Below are 16,911 nucleotides of genomic sequence, written 5' to 3'. Positions count from 1 at the left end.
TCAACGCTCCCTGACCAGCGCCGCGTAGGCGCCGCCGTGCGCGACCAGTTCCTCGTGCCGTCCGCGCTCCACGACGGTGCCGTGCTGGAGCACGACGATCTCGTCGCTGTCCCGCACGGTGCTGAGCCGGTGCGCGATCACCACGCAGGCGCAGCCGCGCCGTCGCAGGTTGTCCATGACCAGCAGCTCGGTCTCCGCGTCCAGGGCGCTGGTCACCTCGTCGAGGACCAGGATGCTGGGCCGGCGCACCAGGGCGCGGGCGATCTCCAGGCGCTGGCGCTGCCCGCCGGAGAAGTTCCGGCCGTCCTGCTCGACCCGGCTGTGGACGCCGCCCGGGCGGCGCATCACCACGTCGTACAGCGCGGCGTCCCGCAGGGCGTCCACCACCGCGTCGTCCGGGACCGACGGGTCCCACAGCGCCACGTTGTCGCGTACGGAGCCCTCGAAGAGGAACACGTCCTGGTCGACGAAGGAGACGGAGGACGCCAGCGCCCCGCGCGGGATGTCCTCGAGCCGCTGCCCGTCGATGCGGATCACGCCGTCCCACGGGGCGTACAGCCCCGAGATCAGCCGGGACACGGTGGACTTGCCGCTGCCCGAGCCGCCGACCAGGGCCACCTGCTGCCCCGGGCCGACGCTCAGGTCGAAGCCGGTGAGCAGGGGCTTGTCGAGCGGGTTGTAGCCGAAGGAGACGTTCTGCAGCTCGACGTGGCCGTGCAGCCGGCGGGTGGAGTCGATCCCGCCGGGACGGTCGTGGAGCGGGTCGGCCCGGAAGTTCTCCACGTCCTTCAGCCGCGCCACGTCGGCCGCGAAGTCCTGGATGCGGCCCGCGACACCGTTCAGCCGGGTCAGCGGGGCCGTGAAGCGGACCACCAGCGCCTGGAAGGCGACCAGCAGACCGACCGAGATGTGCCCCTCGACCGCGCGCATACCGCCGATCCACAGGATCAGACCGCTGTTGAGCGTCGCGAGGGTCGGCGCGACCACACCCAGCCAGGCGCTCGGCACCCCGAGCCGCTGCTGCTCCTCCAGGGTGGTGGCGTGCTGCCCCGCCCACTTGCGGAAGTAGCCGTCCTCGCCGCCGGTCGCCTTCATCGTCTCGATGAGCTGGAGGCCGGTGTACGCGGTGTTCGTCAGCCGAGCCGTGTCCGCCCGAAGTTTCGCCGTGCGGGTCGCGCGCAGCCGGATGACGATCCGCATCGCGAGGATGTTGAGCAGCGCCACGCCGATCCCGACGAAGGTGAGCTGCGGGTCGTACGTGTACAGCAGCACCGCGTACAGGACGACCACGATCGCGTCGACGCCCGCGGCGGCGAGGTCGCGGGCCAGTGTCTCGGCGACGGCGTCGTTCGACTGGAGGCGCTGCACCAGGTCGGCCGGACTGCGCTGGGAGAAGAAGGTCACCGGCAGCCGCAGCAGGTGTCGCAGGAAGCGGGCGCTGGAGAGGGTGGAGGAGATGATGCGGCCGTGCAGCAGGTTCGCCTGCTGGAGCCAGGTCAGCACGATGGTGAGCAGTACGCAGGCCCCCATCGACGCGAACAGGACGCCGAGCAGCGAGGTCTGCCCGCCGATCAGGAACATGTCGATGTAGGTGCGGCTGAGCGCGGGTACCGCGGCCCCCACCGCCACCAGCAGCAGGCTCGCCAGCACGGCGGCGGGCAGCGTGCCCGCGGTGCCGCGCAGCCGGGCCGGCATCGCGCCGAGCACCCCCGGCTTGCGGCCGCCGCGGGTGAAGTCCTCGCCCGGCTCCATGGTCAGGACGACCCCGGTGAAGGAACCGTCGAAGTCCTCTAGGGACACGAAGCGGCGGCCCTTGCCCGGGTCGTTGACGAACACCCCGCGGCGGCCGAAGCGGCGCCCCATGCCGTCGTAGACGACGTAGTGGTTGAACTCCCAGAACAGGATGGCCGGCGCCGTCACCTCGGCGAGGGCGGCCAGGTCCATCTGCATGCCCTTGGCGGTGAGGCCGTAGCCGCGCGCCGCCTTCAGGAGGTTGCTGGCGCGCGAGCCGTCGCGCGAGACGCCGCAGGCGATGCGCAGCTCTTCCAGCGGGACGTGCCGGCCGTGGTGGGCGAGGACCATCGCGAGGGAGGCGGCGCCGCACTCCACCGCCTCCATCTGGAGCACGGTGGGGGTGCGGACGGTCTTCCCGCGGCTCTTGGGTACCCTGCGCTTCGGCGGGGCGGCGCGGCGTCTGCCCCGGGTCTCCTGTGCGGTGCTCACGGCAGCAGCCAATCGACGGGACGCTGGTCGGACAGCCGGATGGAACCCGTGGCCGGCGTCATGGAGGTCAGGCCGAACGGCGGTCCGTCCGCGGACGACCACTCGTATCCGCTCTTCGTGGACTTCGAGGTGTCCAGCCGGACCGTCACGGCCACCGGCCTGCCCTCCTTGGTGAACTGCTCGCCGAGCTGGCTGTCGCCGAGGAACGCGGCGATCGTCTGCGCCGACTGCACCGAGCGGTCGACGGACTTCACCTCCCCGTGCAGCACGCCGTACTGCTGGGTCGGCACCGACTGGACGGTCAGGTCGACGGAGGCGTGCGCGGGGATGGCGGCGGCGTTCTCGGCGGGGACGTAGACGGTGGCGTAGAGAGGATCGCCGGCATGGGCGACCTTCTCGACGGAGGCGACGTTCGCGCCGGTCTGGATGATCTGCCCCACGGTGGCGGCGAGCGCGCTGATCCGGCCGGCGTCGACCGTGCGGACCACGGTCTCGCCCTCGCTCGTACGTACCTTCAGCACGGGGGCGTCGGCGGCGAGCCGCTCGCCCTGACCCGCGAGGACGGCGGTGACCTGGCCGGAGACCGGGCTCTGCAGGAGGTAGCTGCCCTGGCCGTGCGTGAGGATCGCGGGCGCGCTGACCGTGGAGGCCACCGAGCCGCTCACCGCCCACACGGACGCGGCGGCCATCGCGACCACGGTCACGGACAGCACCAGCCAGCCCTGCGGGCGGGCGAAACGCACCGGAAGGTCGAGCTCCTCCGGTGACTGGAGTTTTGCGAGGGCCTGTCGGCGGAACTGCACGTCGGACGTATCCCAGAGTTTCCCGGCGCAGCCGCGGAGAAGATGCCGCGGAAGAGCGGAAGAGCGGAAGAGCGGAAGAGCGGAAGAGCGGAGGAGCGGAAGAACGGCCGAAAAGCCCCGGAGCCTGGATGGCTCCGGGACTCAGCGGCACATGAGCGCGATCAGAGACCGGCGACCAGGTTGGTGACCGGGGCCGTGTTCAGGCCGGTGGCACCCTCGACGGTGCCGACGGCCGTGTTGACCAGGCCCGAGACCGGGGCGATGCCGTCCACCAGGCCGGTGACGGTGCCGACGGCGTTCACGGACAGACCGCCGGAGACGTTGTCGAGGTCGGCGTCGGAGATCTCGACGGTCTCAACCTGGGGGGTGGAGTTCATGATGGAACTTCCCTTCGTATAGCCATTTCACAAGGGGGGAGCGGCCCCCTCTGGGGACAGATGACGGCCGCGACCGCAGGCGCCGGGCGCCCCTTTCCGGAGCCCTCCGCGGCCCCCGCGGTGCGATGGATCAAAGCACGCGGCCGGTCCGTGCTTCCAATCAATCAACCCGTCCCACCAGGGCACTTGCGCGGCCTAGGCGCCCAACGGTGCAGGTGCGCGCACGCCTTCGGGGCGACTTCTTCACAAGCGGCGCCACATCGGTCCGTGCGACCCCTTGCACGTACGGAGGCGAATCCGACACACCCGCCCCAAAGACGTGCGGGGCGCTTCGTATTTGTGCAGAACATCCAACGAGGATGACCGGGTTGGGCATTCGATGTGCAGATTCACTGAAGCAGGCATTCCGTTACGTGAGCGGAACAGAACGTTGTCGACCGAATACGGAGGGTGTCGATCCGGTGCGATTGAACGGCCCGTCCGGCCCGTGCGTACCAACAGCCATCCAGGCGCCCCCCAACAGCTGCCGGACCGGCGGCACGGACCCCGTCCCAGGAGGTCGAGAAGGTTGAGTCACAAGCGAATTCCGAAGCGCAGGGCCGCGATGGCGGCAGGCGGTGTGGTGGCGCTCGGCGCGGCCGCCATCCTGCTGCCGAACGCCAACGCCTCGCAGGACGGCGGGTCCTCGGACGACGCCGCGGCGGCGCCGAGGACCCTGAAGGCGGGGGACGCGTCGGACCTCGCCTCGCAGCTGGCCGGCCTGCTCGGCGACGCCTTCGCCGGGTCGTACTACGACGCCGGCGAGCAGCAGCTCGTCGTCAACGTCGTACCCGGCGACGACAACCAGGTCATCGTCCAGGCGAAGAAGGCGGGCGCGGAGGTCCGCGAGGTCGACAACAGCATGGGCGAACTGCGCACCGGCGCGCGGACGCTGAAGTCAGAGGCGACCATCCCGGGCACGTCGTGGGCGATCGATCCGCGCACCAACAAGATCCTCGTGACCGCGGACAGCACCGTCACCGGCGCCAAGTGGGACCGGCTGGAGTCCACCGTCGACAGCCTGGGCTCCGGCATGGCGACCATCAAGAAGTCCCCGGGCACCTTCAAGACCTTCGTGTCGGGCGGCGACGCCATCTTCGGCGGCGGCGCGCGCTGCTCACTCGGCTTCAACGTCACCGCGGGCGACGGCTCGCCCGCCTTCCTGACGGCCGGTCACTGCGGCGTCGCGGACGAGCAGTGGTCCGACGCGCAGGGCGGGCAGCCGATCGCCACCGTCGACCAGGCGGTCTTCCCGGGCGAGGGCGACTTCGCACTCGTCAAGTACGACGACCCGGCGACCGAGGCGCCGAGCGAGGTCAACCTGGGGGACCAGACCATCGGGATCAGCCAGGCCGCGGAGGCGACGGTCGGTCAGCAGGTCTTCCGCATGGGCAGTACGACCGGGCTGGCCGACGGCCAGGTCCTGGGCCTGGACGCCACCGTCAACTACCCCGAGGGGACGGTCACCGGCCTCATCCAGACCGACGTGTGCGCCGAACCCGGTGACAGCGGCGGCTCCCTCTTCACCCAGGACGGCCTCGCGATAGGCCTGACCTCGGGCGGCAGCGGCGACTGCGCGGTCGGCGGCGAGACCTTCTTCCAGCCGGTCACCACGGCTCTGGAGGCCGTCGGCGCCACTCTGGGCGGCGACGCGGCGGGCGGCGCGGGTGACGGGGCCGGCGGCGAGGAGGCCGGCGCCGGTGACCCGGCCGGCGGGGAAGAGGCCGGCGAGGAAGAGGCCGGGGGCGGCGACGCCGTCGGCGGTGGTGGCGAGGCAGGCGGCGGGCAGGCCGGCGACGGCGTCGGTGACACCGGCGACGGTACCGGTGCCGGTGATGCCGGTGCCGGGGGCGCCGGTGATGCCGGTGACGGCACGGGCGTGGGCAACGGGGACGGCTCCGGCCTGACCGGCTGATCCGGACGCCCCACACCTCGGCACAGGCCGGAACCACCGGCCGGCCCCCCACGGGACCGGCCGGAGGCCGGCGGTCCGGCCCTCCGGCGGGAGGACCGGACCGCCGCGCTCCGCCCACCACGGCTCCGCGGCCCGCGCCGCGCGCGTCGCCCCCATCACCGGACGCACGCCCCGTCCCCGCCGCACCGGCGCCCCGCGTCAGACCGAAACTCGCAGCAGCATCAGCGCGATGTCGTCGATGCGTTCCTCCGAGCCCGCCTCGTGCCGCACCAGGTGGTCGGCGAGCTCGTCCAGCGGCAGGTTCCCGGCCTCGGACAGCCGGTGCGCCAGGTCGGCGAGGGCGTCCTCGAAGTCGACGTCGGGGGACTCCACCAGGCCGTCGGTGTAGAGGGCGAGCAGGGAGCCGGGGGCGAGAGCGACCTCCGTGGACGGATACCCGGCCGAGGGGTCGATGCCCAGCAAGGGCCCGCCGGGCACTTCAAGCACCCCGACCCGCCCGTCCGGACGGCGCAGCAGCGGCGGTGGGTGTCCCGCGCGGGCCAGCACCGCCCGCCCGCTCCCCGGGTCGAGGCGCAGGTACAGAGCGCTGGCGAACAGCTCGGTCCCCAGGTCGATCAGCAGCCGGTTGGTGCTGCGCACCACCTCCTCGGGCGTCTGCCCGACGGCCGTGTACGCGCGGACCGCGGTACGGACCTGTCCCATCAGCCCGGCCGCGGTCACGTTGTGTCCCTGGACGTCCCCGATCACCGCCGCCGCCGTGCGCCGGGCCGGCACCAGGTCGTAGAAGTCGCCTCCGATGTCCATGCCCCGGGTGGCCGGCAGATAGCGCGCGGCGGCCTCGACGCCGGGCAGCTCGGGCAGCGAGTGCGGCAGCAGGGCCTCCTGCAGCCCGTGTGCCAGCCGGTGTTTCGCGTCGTAGATCAAGGCCCGGTCCAGTGCCTGGGCGACCAGCCCGGCGAGGCTGGTCAGGATCGCCCGCTCCTCCGTGGTGAACGAGTGCGGCCGCTCGTAGGCGAGCACACAGGTGCCCACCGGCCGCCCGGAGGCGATCAGGGGCAGGAAGGCCCAGGCCGCGAAGCCGTCGTGCGTTCCACGCCGCGCCGGGTACAAACGCTCCAGCTGCTCCCAGGACTCGAAGAACGCGGGGACCCCCGTGCGCAGGACCTGGGCCCCGGGGATCCGCTCCGTGAGCGGCGTGCCGTCGAAGCGTTCCGCCACGAACGGGTTCGGATACCCCCGGTGTCCCAGGACGTGCAGCCGCCCCGCCCGCGAGCCGAGGACGACCAGGCCCTGGCTGCCCACGGTCGGGGCGATCTCGTCCGCGATCAGCTGCACCACGTCCTGCACGCCGACCGCCTCGGACAGCGCGCCCGTCAGGCTGACCACCTGGGAGATGGTCACCAGCCGGGGCGGGGCGGCCTCGTCCGGCACCGGCTCGGCCGGACCCGCCCGCGACACGCCCCGCGCGCGGCTGATGCGGACGCTGAGCCCGGTCCGGGCCGGGTACAGCCGGAACGACAGCCAGTCTCCGGGCGGACGAAGCGCGACGAAGGAGGTGGCTCGCTGGCTGAGCAGCGCGGCCCGGTACCGGTCCTCGTACACCGGGTCGTTCAGCCACGGCACCGACGTCCACAGCTGAGTGCCCAGCAGCCTGCCGACCGGTACGTCCATCAGCTCGGCCGCCGCCGGGTTGGCGAAGCCGACGCGTCCGTGCAGGTCGAGGGAGCACAGCCCGTACGGCAGGCGCCCCACCATTCGCACGGCCTCCAGCGAACCGAGCGTGCCCGGCGCGCCCCCGACCACCGGGGCGGCCAGCAGATCGGGTTCCGGGTGCACGGGCAGGCTCGCCGCTGCCGCCCGCTCCAGCCGGAGCGCGAGCCGCTTGCAGCCGGTCGTCAGCTGCTCGCGCTCACGGTCGGACAGCTCCGCCGGACGCGTACCGGGCCAGGTCAGGAAGATCGCGCCGTACGCCGTGGACTCGGTCGCGACGGGCAGCGCGACCAACGCGAACGGGTAGGGCAGGACGACGGCGACGCGAGGGTAGCGCCGCGCCATCTCCTCCCCGTCGCCGACCCAGATCAGCCGTCGTTCGCGCAGCGCGTCCGCCACCGGGATCGGCGCGTGCAGCGCCACTCGCTCCCAGGGCGCCGCGAAGGCCCTCGGCAGCCCCGACATCACGGCCATCTCCAGTAGCGGGGGATCCGCGCCGAGCAGGTACACCGCCCCCGAGTGCGCGTGGACCGCCTCCATCATCGAGGCCAGCGCCATCGACAGCACCGGTTGGCCGCCGAATTCCGTCGTGGCCAGGGGCGTCGGTGAGGACGACCGATCGTCGGACACGCCGACCACCTCCTCGCACGGCCGCGCGGTGAGCCCGGGCCCCGGTTCAAATCTCCTCCCCGCGGGCCCGCCGCGCACGGCGAGCACCACAGCGGCACGTTTTCCATGGTGCGCGGAGCGGGGCGTCTGTGCCCGGGCCGACCCGGCCTGCCGGGCTCCCCCGGCTCCCGGCTCCCCCGGCTCCCGGGGCTCCCGGGCCTGGGGCCCCTGGGGTTCCTTGGGTCCCCTGGGGTTCCTTGGGTTCCTTGGGTCCCCTGGGGTTCCTTGGGAAGTTCCTTGGGTCCCCTGGGTCTTCTGGGCTCTCTGGGCCCCCTGGGTCGCCCCCTGGGCCTGCCCCTGCCCCTGGGTCCCCGGCGTCCCCTGCGTCCCGTGGGTCCCCTAGACCCCTGGATTGCTGGGGCTCCAGGGGCCCGAGCCCCCTCGGGCCCCTGGAACCCCCGGGCCCCCTGGCCCCGCCCGCGACTCTCGAACCCTGACCCGGACTCCGATCCGGCCCAGGGCTCCGCCTTCGACCCGGGCCCCGCCCTCGGCCCAGGGCCCCGCCCTCGACCCGGGCCCCCTCGACCCGGGCCCCCTCGACCCGGGCCCCCTCGACTCGGGCCAGGGCCCGCCCTCGACCAGGGCCCGCCCCGACTCGGGCCCGGCGACCGACCCCCGACCCCCGACCCCCGACCAGGGCCAGAGACTCGGCCCGGAGTGGGAACCCGCCTCCGACCGCCGCCGCGCCGCGGCCCGTTTCGCGGGTGCGGCGCGTATGACGCTGCGGGGGCCTCTCCCGCGACCGTGCCGGAGCGCGGCCGGGCTCGCCGCCCGCCGGACTCCTCCGCGACCGAGCCACGCGGGGCCCCGCACCGCGCCCGCGAGCCCCCTTTCGCGCCCCTGCTCGCCACTTCCCCGCCCGCAGGGGCTGCGCAGGTGTCCCATAAGCGCTGTAATGGCGGCGTGGTCAGTGAGGGCGCTGCGGAACGCGGATCGAGAACGCTGCGTGCCGAGGATGCCCTGAAGGCGATCGCGTCCGGCCCTGAGCCGGACGGGCGGCTGCGCCGCGTTCTCGAACAGGCGCTGGTCTTCGCGGGCGCCTCCTTCGCCGCCCTGTACACGCCCGGCGAGGACAGAGAGCTGCTCTGCCTGGTCGAGTCGGTCGGTGTGCCGCGAACCCTGTACGGCGTGCGCGACAGCTACCCCGCCGCCGGCGGTTCCCCGGTCGCCGACGCCCACCGCGGCGGGAGGCCGGTCTGGCTCGGGCCCGAGGAGTTCGCCGGATCGGCCGAGTCGCGGCGCGTGCCGTCGAGCGGCTTCTCCCTCGCCACCGTGCCCGTGCCCGTGCACGGGGACGGCGGCGGGTGCCTGCTCGCCCTGACCGAACGTCCGCAAGGCTTCGACGGCGACGACCGTGCCTGCCTCGAACTGGTCGCCGACGCCGCGACCTGCCCCGCCCCGGCGGTGGCCGGCGAGGGAGACGAACTGCACCCGGGCGCCTTCACCCTGGCCATGGACACCGGCCGGGTCGAGATCGGCGACGACATCCTGCGCCTGTTCGGTCTCGCCCCGGGCGAGTTCGACGGCAAGGTCGAGACGCTGCTCGGGCTGACCGTGCCCGAGGACCTCCCCTCGCTGATGTCGGTGACGGAGGCCGACCACATGTCCATCGGCGACCGCGAGCTGGAGTTCCGGGTGCTCCAGCCCACCGGCCCGCCGAAGTGGCTCCGGCTGAGCGGGCGCCTGCTGCCCGGCGGCGAGGGCCGGCCGGCCCGCCTCGTCGGCACCGTCGCCGACGCCTCCACGCTGCGCCCCGACGTGACCGACGTGGCCCGCGTCCAGCGCCTCGCCGCCGCGCTGGCCACCGCCGGCACCGTCCGCGACGTCAGCCAGGCCGTGGTCGCCGCGCTGCGCAGACCGCTGCGCGCCGACCGGATCGCACTGGCCGAGCTGGAGAACGACCGGCTCGTCGTCACCGTCCTGGACCCGCCCGAACCCGAGTCCTGGCCCGAGCTGTGGCGACTGGAGTGGCGTACCGAGTGGCCCGACGCGCCCGTGCGGGCCATGCCGACGCTCGCCGCCGCGCTGCGCGAGGGCCGGGCCCGGATCTGGCCCGCCGGCACCGGTGACCTGGAACCCGCCCTCGCCGACGTCGGCCCCGGAGGCCTCGCCGTGCTGCCGCTGCCCGCCGGCGGGCGCATGGCCGGTGCGTGCCTGATCGGGTGGGACACCCCGCACGACTTCGGCCCCGACGAACGTGCTCTGCTCACCGCCTCCGCAGGTCTCGCCGGGCAGGCCCTGATGCGCGCCCACGCCTTCGACGCCGAGCACGAACTCGTGGGCATGCTCCAGCGCCAGCTGCTGCCGCGCCGCCTGCCCAGACTGCCCGGCGCGGTCGCCGTCGCCCGCTACCTGCCCAGCACGGCCGGACTCGAGCTCGGTGGCGACTGGTACGACGTGATCCCGCTGCCCGACCACCACGTCGCCCTCGTCATCGGTGACGTCCAGGGCCACAGCGCCGGTGCCGCCACCCTCATGGGCCAGATGCGTACGGCCCTGCGCGCCTACGCCGTCGAGGGCCATCCGCCGGACGTGGTGGTCTCGCACGCCAACCGGTTGCTGCTGGACATGGAGAGCGACCTCTTCGCCACCTGCGTCTACGTCGACCTCGACATGGAGGAGGGATCCGCCTGGTGCGTCCGGGCCGGGCATCCGCCACCGGTGCTGCGCCACTCCGACGGCACGACGGAGATCGTGGAGGTGGAAGGCGGCCCGCCCCTCGGCGTGCTGACCCAGGCAGACTTCCCGATGAGCCCGCTCGGGCTGCGGCCCGGCACCGTCATCGCCCTCACCACCGACGGCCTCGTGGAGTCCGCCGACGCCGACATCGACGAGGGCATCGACCGCTTCGCGCACGCGCTGGCCGTCTCCGACCCCGCCCACCTGGGGCTCGTCGCCGACGCCCTGCTCGGCAACGCCCGCCGCAGCGACGACGTGGCGCTGCTCCTCGTACGCTACGACGGCATGGCCCTGCGCCCCCTGCGGGAGAGCTGGTCGGTGTGGCGGCTGCCCGAGGCCGTGCGGCACGCCCGCCGCTTCACCCGCCGCACCCTGCGCTCCTGGGGGTTGGACGACGACATCGACGGTGTCCTCCTGATCGTTTCCGAACTGGTCACCAACGCCCTGGTGCACACCGACGGCAAGGTCCGCCTCGACCTCACCCTGATCGGCGGCCGGCTGCGGGTCGCGGTCGCCGACGCCTCGCCCCGCACGCCCGCCAAGCCGACCAGCATCGGCTGGGAGGCGACGGGCGGGCGCGGCATCCTCCTGGTCGAGGCGGTGTCGGCGACGTGGGGAACACTGCCGGTCAGCGGGGGCAAACAGGTCTGGAGCGAGATACAGCTGGGCCGCTGACCGCTGACCGCTGACCGCCGGCGAGCCCGGCGACGTGCCGGACCGGCACCGGCCGCCGGCGCCGAGCGGCGTCAGCCTCCCCGCGCGGACCGCGCGCGGACCGCGCGCGAACCGGCGCCGTCGGCGAGGTGCCGGCACGTCCGCGCCGGGTACCCGGACGTGCCACACCACGAGCGAGCGAGGGAATGAGGGACCACGAATGACCCAGCACGTCCGCGACATCATGACCGGCGACCCGGTGACGGTGGAGCCGCAGACCTCCGTCACCGCGGTGGCCCGCCTCATGCGCGACCGCGACCTCGGCGCCGTCCTGGTCACCGACGGCGACCAGCTGCGCGGCCTGGTCACCGACCGTGACCTGGTGATCCGGTCCGTCGCCGAGGGCGGCGACCCGGAACAGACCACCGTGGCCGCAGCATGCAGCGACGACGTGGTGACCGTACGGTCCGACGACGAGCTGGACCACGCCGTCGAGCTGATGCGCGAGCACTCCGTACGCCGGGTCCCGGTCGTCGACGACGGACGCCCCGTCGGCATCGTCTCTCTCGGTGACCTGGCCATGGAGCGCGACCCGGAGTCGGCGCTGGGCGACATCAGCGTGGCCCGGCCCAACCCGTAGGGGCATGGGCGGCCGGTGTTTCGCGGGGGCGTCTGCCGGGGACCCGCACGGCGACGGCACCGGACGCAGAAGGAAGATGATGCCCCGTGACCCCGGACACCAGTGAGAAACCCGTTGCCCGTCGCCTGGAGTCGGGCTGGTCCAAGGCGCGCCGCCTGCGGAGCAGAGGTGCCATGCGCACCTGGGTACCGGCCGTCGAGGACGGCAGCGTCGCACGCGCACCGCAAGCCGGACAGGAGTCGAACATCGTCAGGGGCGAGGACTGACCGTGCCCCGAGGGTGACGGAAGCCGCCCAGCGCGCCGGCCATGTGCCGGCGCGGTGCGCGTCCGGGGTCGGCCGCGGACCACGAAGGGCACGCCGGTAACGTCGGAGGAGTCCCGCACGGCCCGGTCCCCTCCGACCGGGCAAGGCACAGAGCAGCAAGGCACAGAACCGTCAATGAACGTCCTGGTCACCGGCGCCGCCGGATTCATCGGCTCCCGGTACGTCCGGGCGCTCCTCGCCTCCGACGTGCCCCAGCCGCCGAGGATCACGGTGCTGGACGGTCTCACCTACGCCGGCACCCTCGACAACCTCGAGCTCGGCCACCCCCGCCTCGACTTCGTGCACGGCGACATCCGTGACGCCGCGCTCGTCGACAAGCTGATGGCAGAGGCAGACCAGGTGGTGCACTTCGCCGCGGAGTCCCACGTGGACCGCTCGATCCACGACGCCGCGGGGTTCGTCCTCACCAACGTCGTCGGCACCCAGACCCTGCTGGACGCGGCCCTGCGCCACGGTGTGGGGCCCTTCGTGCACGTCTCCACCGACGAGGTCTACGGCTCCGTCGACTCCGGCGCGGCCACCGAGGAGCACCCGCTGCGCCCGAGCTCCCCGTACTCCGCCTCGAAGGCCTCGGGCGACCTGCTGGCCCTGTCGTACCACCGCACCCACGGGCTGGACGTGCGGGTGACCCGCTGCTCCAACAACTACGGCCCGCACCAGTTCCCCGAGAAGCTCGTGCCGCTGTTCGTCACCCACCTCCTCGACGGCCGGCGGGTCCCGCTCTACGGCGACGGGCGCAACATCCGCGACTGGCTGCACGTCGACGACCACTGCCGGGGCGTCGACCTGGTGCGGACCCGGGGCCGGGCCGGCGAGGTGTACAACATCGGCGGAGGCACCGAGCTGAGCAACCGCGACCTCACCGGCCTGCTCCTCGACGCCTGCGGCGCCGGCTGGGACCGGGTCGTGCACGTCGAGGACCGCAAGGGCCACGACCTGCGCTATCGCGTCGACTGGAGCAAGGCCCGCGAGGAACTGGGCTACCGCCCCCGCCACGACTTCACGGCCGGTCTGGCGGCAACCGTCGCCTGGTACCGGGACAACCGGTCCTGGTGGGAGCCGCTCAAGCGGCGCACCGCCTCATAGGCGCCGCCGGCGGTCGTCAGCCGGGACACGACGCAAGCCACCCCAAACCCTTCCAAACCCTTCCCAAACCCCTTCCATTAGCCTGGAACCGTGCGCCTGCTGCTCGTGTCCGACACCCACCTGCCGAAGCGGGCCAAGGAACTGCCCGCTCCGTTACTGGCCGACATTCCCCGGGCCGACGTCGTCCTGCACGCGGGCGACTGGGTCGACACCGCCACCCTCGACCTGCTCGAGAGCCGCAGCCGCAGACTCGTCGGCGTGTACGGCAACAACGACGGACCCGAACTGCGGGCCCGGCTGCCCGAGGTCGCGTACGCCGACCTCGGCGGTCTGCGCTTCGGTGTCGTCCACGAGACGGGCGCCGCCCAGGGACGGGAGAGACGCTGCGCCGCCCGCTACCCCGACCTCGACGTCCTGGTCTTCGGGCACAGCCACATCCCCTGGGACACCACCGCCGACACCGGCCTGCGCCTGCTCAACCCCGGTTCGCCGACCGACCGGCGCCGTCAGCCGTACTGCACCTACATGACGGCCGCGGTCGCCGACGGCCGGCTCGCGGACGTCCGGCTGCACCGGCTGCCGCGCCGGTAAGGGATCACCCCGGCGAGCGCCGGGCGGGGGAGACGGAGAAGAGAGACGGGCGGCGTCCGTGAGGACGCCGCCCGGTGCTGCCCGGGACGCTCCGTGTCGGAGGAAGCGGCCCGGGCGCTTCTGGAGTGCGCTGTCACGGACCTCCTTCCGAGGGGAGTAGTGCCAAGGACATGCATGCCTCATCCGTTGCCGGGCGACTACCCCTCCCGGGCGGGCTCACACACGAGAATCCGGAGGACATGTCCGGCGCGGCGGCGCGGCGCCTCAGCCGGCCGACGGGCCCGTCCAGTCCGCCGCCACCTGTCCGAGACGGACGCGCTGGGGGTGGTCGCCCACGGGGACGGACACCGACTTCTCGCCGGTGGCGAAGTCGATGGCCGTGACCTGGTCGGACCCGCTCTCGGAGACCACGCAGTGGGTGCCGTCGCCGCTGACCGTGGCCCAGTACGGCTTGGCGGCGGGGACGAGCGGGCCCTCCCGGAGCGTCGCGCGGTCCACGACCGTCGCGTAGTCGTCCATCGTGCCCGCCACGCAGAGCTTGGTGCCGTCCGGGCTCATGGAGATGCCGTGGTGCCGCGAGTCGTTGACCCAGGTGGTGCGGTCCTCGCTGGTGGCCGGATTCTTCGGCAGGGTCTTCGTACGGGTGATCCGGTCGGCGGCGATGTCGTACTCGAAGAAGCCGTTGAAGAACGACACCTGGAAGTACAGCTTCGACTCGTCGGGCGAGAACACGGCGGGCCGGACCGCGTCGGAGTGCTCCCCGAGGCCGATCGCGTCGAGGCGCTCGCGCATGTCGATCACCTTGACCTGCTCGTACGTGCTCGCGTCCACCACCGTGATGCGCCGGTCGCCCTTCGTCCAGTCCAGCCAGGGGGCGTCGAGCGCGGTGTTCACCTCACCGATGGACATGTTCCAGATGTACTCGCCGTCGCTGGTGAAGATGTTCTCGTGCGGTTTGTCGCCCGTGCCGAACGAGCCGAGTTCCTCGCCCGTCCGGATGTCCAGGACGTGCACCGTGTTGGAGGTCGAGGCCGACACCGCGACCCGGGTGCCGTCGGGGGAGACCGCCATGTGGTCGGAGCGGTAACCCGAGACGGGGAAGCGCCAGTCGACGCCGCCGGTGGCCAGGTCGATGGACACGACGTCGGCGAAGCTCGGCCGGGAGACGACCACCGATCCGCCGTCGGGCGTCGAGTACATGTCGTCGACGAACTGGTCGTGCCCCTCGCCGACGCTGTTGCGGATGGCCTGGAAGTAGATCCACTTGATCGGGTCGGCGTTGATCTCGGCCATCCGCTCCTTCCTGTCCGGGATGACGTTGATCCGGCCGATTCTCCCGAAGTCGCCGGTGGACCGGATGACGTCGGCGGTGCCGTCCCAGTTGTTGCCGACGAACATCACCTCGCGCAGCCCGGCGGGGGAGTCCGGGGCGGCCGCGGCGGTGGTCGTGGGGGCCGTGACGGTGAGGACGAGGGCGGCGGCTACGGCGCAAAGGTGCCTGGTACCGAAGGCAGGCATGCTGCTCTCCTCTGGCAGTGGGCGTGGTGGGGGCGGTGGAGCGCGAGATTCTGAACACAGCCGCTTTCAGAGTGAACTTACTGCAAAGTAAGGAAGGGATGCCCTTTTCCACAAGACCGCGTACACGACAAAATTGGCCGCGAGGTGAGGAGCCGGCGGGGGAGGGGGAGCGGGTGGCGGGCAGGCTCAGGGCGCCGACGGGCCGCTACGGCGGCAAGTCCGCCGCGCAGCGGCAGGCGGAGCGGCGCGGTCGCTTCCTCGGCGCCGCGCTCCAGCTCTTCGGCGACACCCCCGGCTACCGCGCCACGACCGTGGCGGCCCTCAGCGAGGCCGCGGGCCTGTCCACCCGGCAGTTCTACGAGGAGTTCCGGACCCTGGAGGACGTGCTCGCCGCCCTCCACCTCCAGGTCAACGCCTGGGCCGAGGAAGCCGTCCTCGCCGCGGCGGCCGACGCGCGCGAGCTGCCGCTGCCCGAACGTGTCGCCGCGATCTTCCGTGCCTACGCCGCCGACGTCACCCGCGATCCGCGCCGCGTCCGCATCACCTTCGTCGAGATCATCGGCGTCAGCCCGCGCCTGGAGGAACAGCGGCTGGCCCGCCGCGCCCGCTGGGTCGGCCTCATCTGCGCCGAGGCCGAGTCGGCCGTCGCGCGCGGGGAGGCCGCGCCCCGCGACTACCGGCTCGCCGCCACCGCCTTCATCGGCGGCGTCAACGGTCTGCTCCACGACTACAGCGCGGGCTGGGTGGACGCGACCCTGGACGAGGTCGTCGACGAACTGGTCCGCCAGCTCCTGGGCCTCCTCCGCCCCCCGGGCTGGAGCCCGGCGGCCCCGGCGGGCTGACTACGCCCGTGTCAGGACCAGGGCGCCCGCGCACCCCAGCACGGCACACCACCCGAGCAGAAGGCCGATCAGCAGCCGGCGCCGCAGCGCCCGGTACCGGTGCTCGTACTCTCCGCGCAGCCGCACGGCACGCTCGCCCGTGCGCTGCCAGGAGTCACGGGCGAGGGCCAGGTACTCCGCCTCGAAGCGGCGTTCCACCACCTCGCGCTGATGATCCGTCAGCCAGTCGAACGGTGCCGTGAACCGAGCCGCGGCCGACCGCCCCTCCTCGAGAGTGGCGGCGACGAGCAGGTGGCCCTCGATCTCGTTGACGAGGGCCCGGGCGGTCGCCGGGTGGGTGTCCCTGTCGGTCACCGGACCGTCAGCTCCCTCTCCGCGCCCGCGACGGGGGAGTGGTGCAGGTCGAAGGCGGGGGACTCACTCCTGATGCGCGGCAGCGTGCGGAAGTTGTGCCGCGGCGGCGGGCAGGAGGTCGCCCACTCCAGCGAACGGCCGTAGCCCCACGGGTCGTCCACGTCGACCGGCTCGCCGTACTTGGCCGTCTTCCAGACGTTGTAGAAGAAGGGCAGCAGCGACATGCCGAGCAGGAAGGAGGAGACGCTCGACACGGTGTTGAGTGCCGTCAGGCCCTCCACCGCCAGATAGTCCGGGATCCGGCGCTGCATCCCGTTCGCGCCCAGCCAGTGCTGGACCAGGAAGGTCCCGTGGAAGCCGATGAACAGCGTCCAGAAGGTGATCTTGCCCAGGCGCTCGTCCAGCAGCTTGCCGGTGAACTTCGGCCACCAGAAGTGGAAGCCCGCGAACATCGCGAACACCACGGTGCCGAACACCACGTAGTG

Annotated in this window: 14 protein-coding genes; 7 read left to right on the top strand and 7 right to left on the bottom strand. The window is 72.9% G+C overall.

Annotation, left to right across the window (positions count from 1 at the left end):
- From ACZ4V1_RS30540 to ACZ4V1_RS30530, 3 genes are all read right to left on the bottom strand, one after another.
- Positions 1 to 2,223: an NHLP family bacteriocin export ABC transporter peptidase/permease/ATPase subunit gene (locus ACZ4V1_RS30540; RefSeq protein WP_468342504.1), complete on the bottom strand. Its 2,223-nt coding sequence runs from the start codon at positions 2,221 to 2,223 to the stop codon at positions 1 to 3.
- Positions 2,220 to 3,026: a hypothetical protein gene (locus tag ACZ4V1_RS30535; RefSeq protein WP_468342502.1), complete on the bottom strand. Its 807-nt coding sequence runs from the start codon at positions 3,024 to 3,026 to the stop codon at positions 2,220 to 2,222. Before ACZ4V1_RS30535 ends, ACZ4V1_RS30540 begins: the two co-directional genes overlap by 4 nt.
- Positions 3,027 to 3,187: 161 nt before the next feature.
- The gene (locus ACZ4V1_RS30530) at positions 3,188 to 3,403 is read right to left on the bottom strand and encodes a type A2 lantipeptide (RefSeq protein ID WP_468342500.1); all 216 of its coding nucleotides are present in this window, start codon (positions 3,401 to 3,403) and stop codon (positions 3,188 to 3,190) included.
- 568 nt (positions 3,404 to 3,971) lie between these two features.
- Between ACZ4V1_RS30530 and ACZ4V1_RS30525 the strand changes: the two genes are divergently transcribed.
- Positions 3,972 to 5,357, top strand: coding sequence for a S1 family peptidase (locus tag ACZ4V1_RS30525; protein WP_468342497.1), 1,386 nt, complete (start codon positions 3,972 to 3,974; stop codon positions 5,355 to 5,357).
- A gap of 198 nt (positions 5,358 to 5,555) precedes the next feature.
- Here ACZ4V1_RS30525 and ACZ4V1_RS30520 read toward each other — a convergent pair whose 3' ends face one another.
- A complete protein-coding gene (locus ACZ4V1_RS30520; protein WP_468342494.1) occupies positions 5,556 to 7,706 on the bottom strand; it encodes a PP2C family protein-serine/threonine phosphatase in 2,151 nt (716 codons plus the stop codon).
- A gap of 933 nt (positions 7,707 to 8,639) precedes the next feature.
- On the opposite strand from ACZ4V1_RS30520, the gene ACZ4V1_RS30515 reads away from it, so the two are divergent.
- From ACZ4V1_RS30515 to ACZ4V1_RS30495, 5 genes are all read left to right on the top strand, one after another.
- Positions 8,640 to 11,090: a SpoIIE family protein phosphatase gene (locus ACZ4V1_RS30515; RefSeq protein WP_468342491.1), complete on the top strand. Its 2,451-nt coding sequence runs from the start codon at positions 8,640 to 8,642 to the stop codon at positions 11,088 to 11,090.
- Between the two features lie 199 nt (positions 11,091 to 11,289).
- Complete coding sequence (locus tag ACZ4V1_RS30510; protein ID WP_468342490.1) at positions 11,290 to 11,709, top strand: CBS domain-containing protein; 420 nt, start codon at positions 11,290 to 11,292, stop codon at positions 11,707 to 11,709.
- Between the two features lie 86 nt (positions 11,710 to 11,795).
- A complete protein-coding gene (locus ACZ4V1_RS30505) occupies positions 11,796 to 11,975 on the top strand; it encodes a hypothetical protein (RefSeq protein ID WP_468342487.1) in 180 nt (59 codons plus the stop codon).
- A 174-nt stretch (positions 11,976 to 12,149) separates the two neighbouring features.
- The gene (gene rfbB / locus ACZ4V1_RS30500) at positions 12,150 to 13,121 is read left to right on the top strand and encodes a dTDP-glucose 4,6-dehydratase (protein ID WP_468342484.1); all 972 of its coding nucleotides are present in this window, start codon (positions 12,150 to 12,152) and stop codon (positions 13,119 to 13,121) included.
- A gap of 90 nt (positions 13,122 to 13,211) precedes the next feature.
- Entirely contained in the window at positions 13,212 to 13,712 is a 501-nt protein-coding gene (locus ACZ4V1_RS30495) for a metallophosphoesterase family protein (protein WP_468342481.1), read from the top strand.
- Positions 13,713 to 13,976: 264 nt separating this feature from the next.
- On the opposite strand, the gene ACZ4V1_RS30490 is transcribed toward ACZ4V1_RS30495, so the two are convergent.
- A complete protein-coding gene (locus tag ACZ4V1_RS30490; RefSeq protein ID WP_468342478.1) occupies positions 13,977 to 15,230 on the bottom strand; it encodes a YncE family protein in 1,254 nt (417 codons plus the stop codon).
- Between the two features lie 173 nt (positions 15,231 to 15,403).
- Here ACZ4V1_RS30490 and ACZ4V1_RS30485 point away from each other — a divergent pair, with 173 nt between their 5' ends.
- On the top strand, positions 15,404 to 16,072 hold the full coding sequence (locus tag ACZ4V1_RS30485; RefSeq protein WP_468342476.1) for a TetR/AcrR family transcriptional regulator: 669 nt from the start codon (positions 15,404 to 15,406) through the stop codon (positions 16,070 to 16,072).
- On the opposite strand, the gene ACZ4V1_RS30480 is transcribed toward ACZ4V1_RS30485, so the two are convergent.
- Both ACZ4V1_RS30480 and ACZ4V1_RS30475 read right to left on the bottom strand, forming a co-directional pair.
- The gene (locus tag ACZ4V1_RS30480) at positions 16,073 to 16,426 is read right to left on the bottom strand and encodes a hypothetical protein (protein WP_468342473.1); all 354 of its coding nucleotides are present in this window, start codon (positions 16,424 to 16,426) and stop codon (positions 16,073 to 16,075) included. It lies immediately after the preceding gene.
- The coding region (locus tag ACZ4V1_RS30475; RefSeq protein WP_468342470.1) for a cbb3-type cytochrome c oxidase subunit I at positions 16,423 to 16,911 on the bottom strand (489 nt) is incomplete at its 5' end. The genes ACZ4V1_RS30480 and ACZ4V1_RS30475, both read right to left, overlap by 4 nt.

This window comes from Streptomyces sp. NPDC028991, from assembly GCF_055564775.1.
The sequence above is the reverse complement of the archived record's forward strand: the minus strand, read 5'-3'. Positions and strand labels throughout refer to the sequence as shown.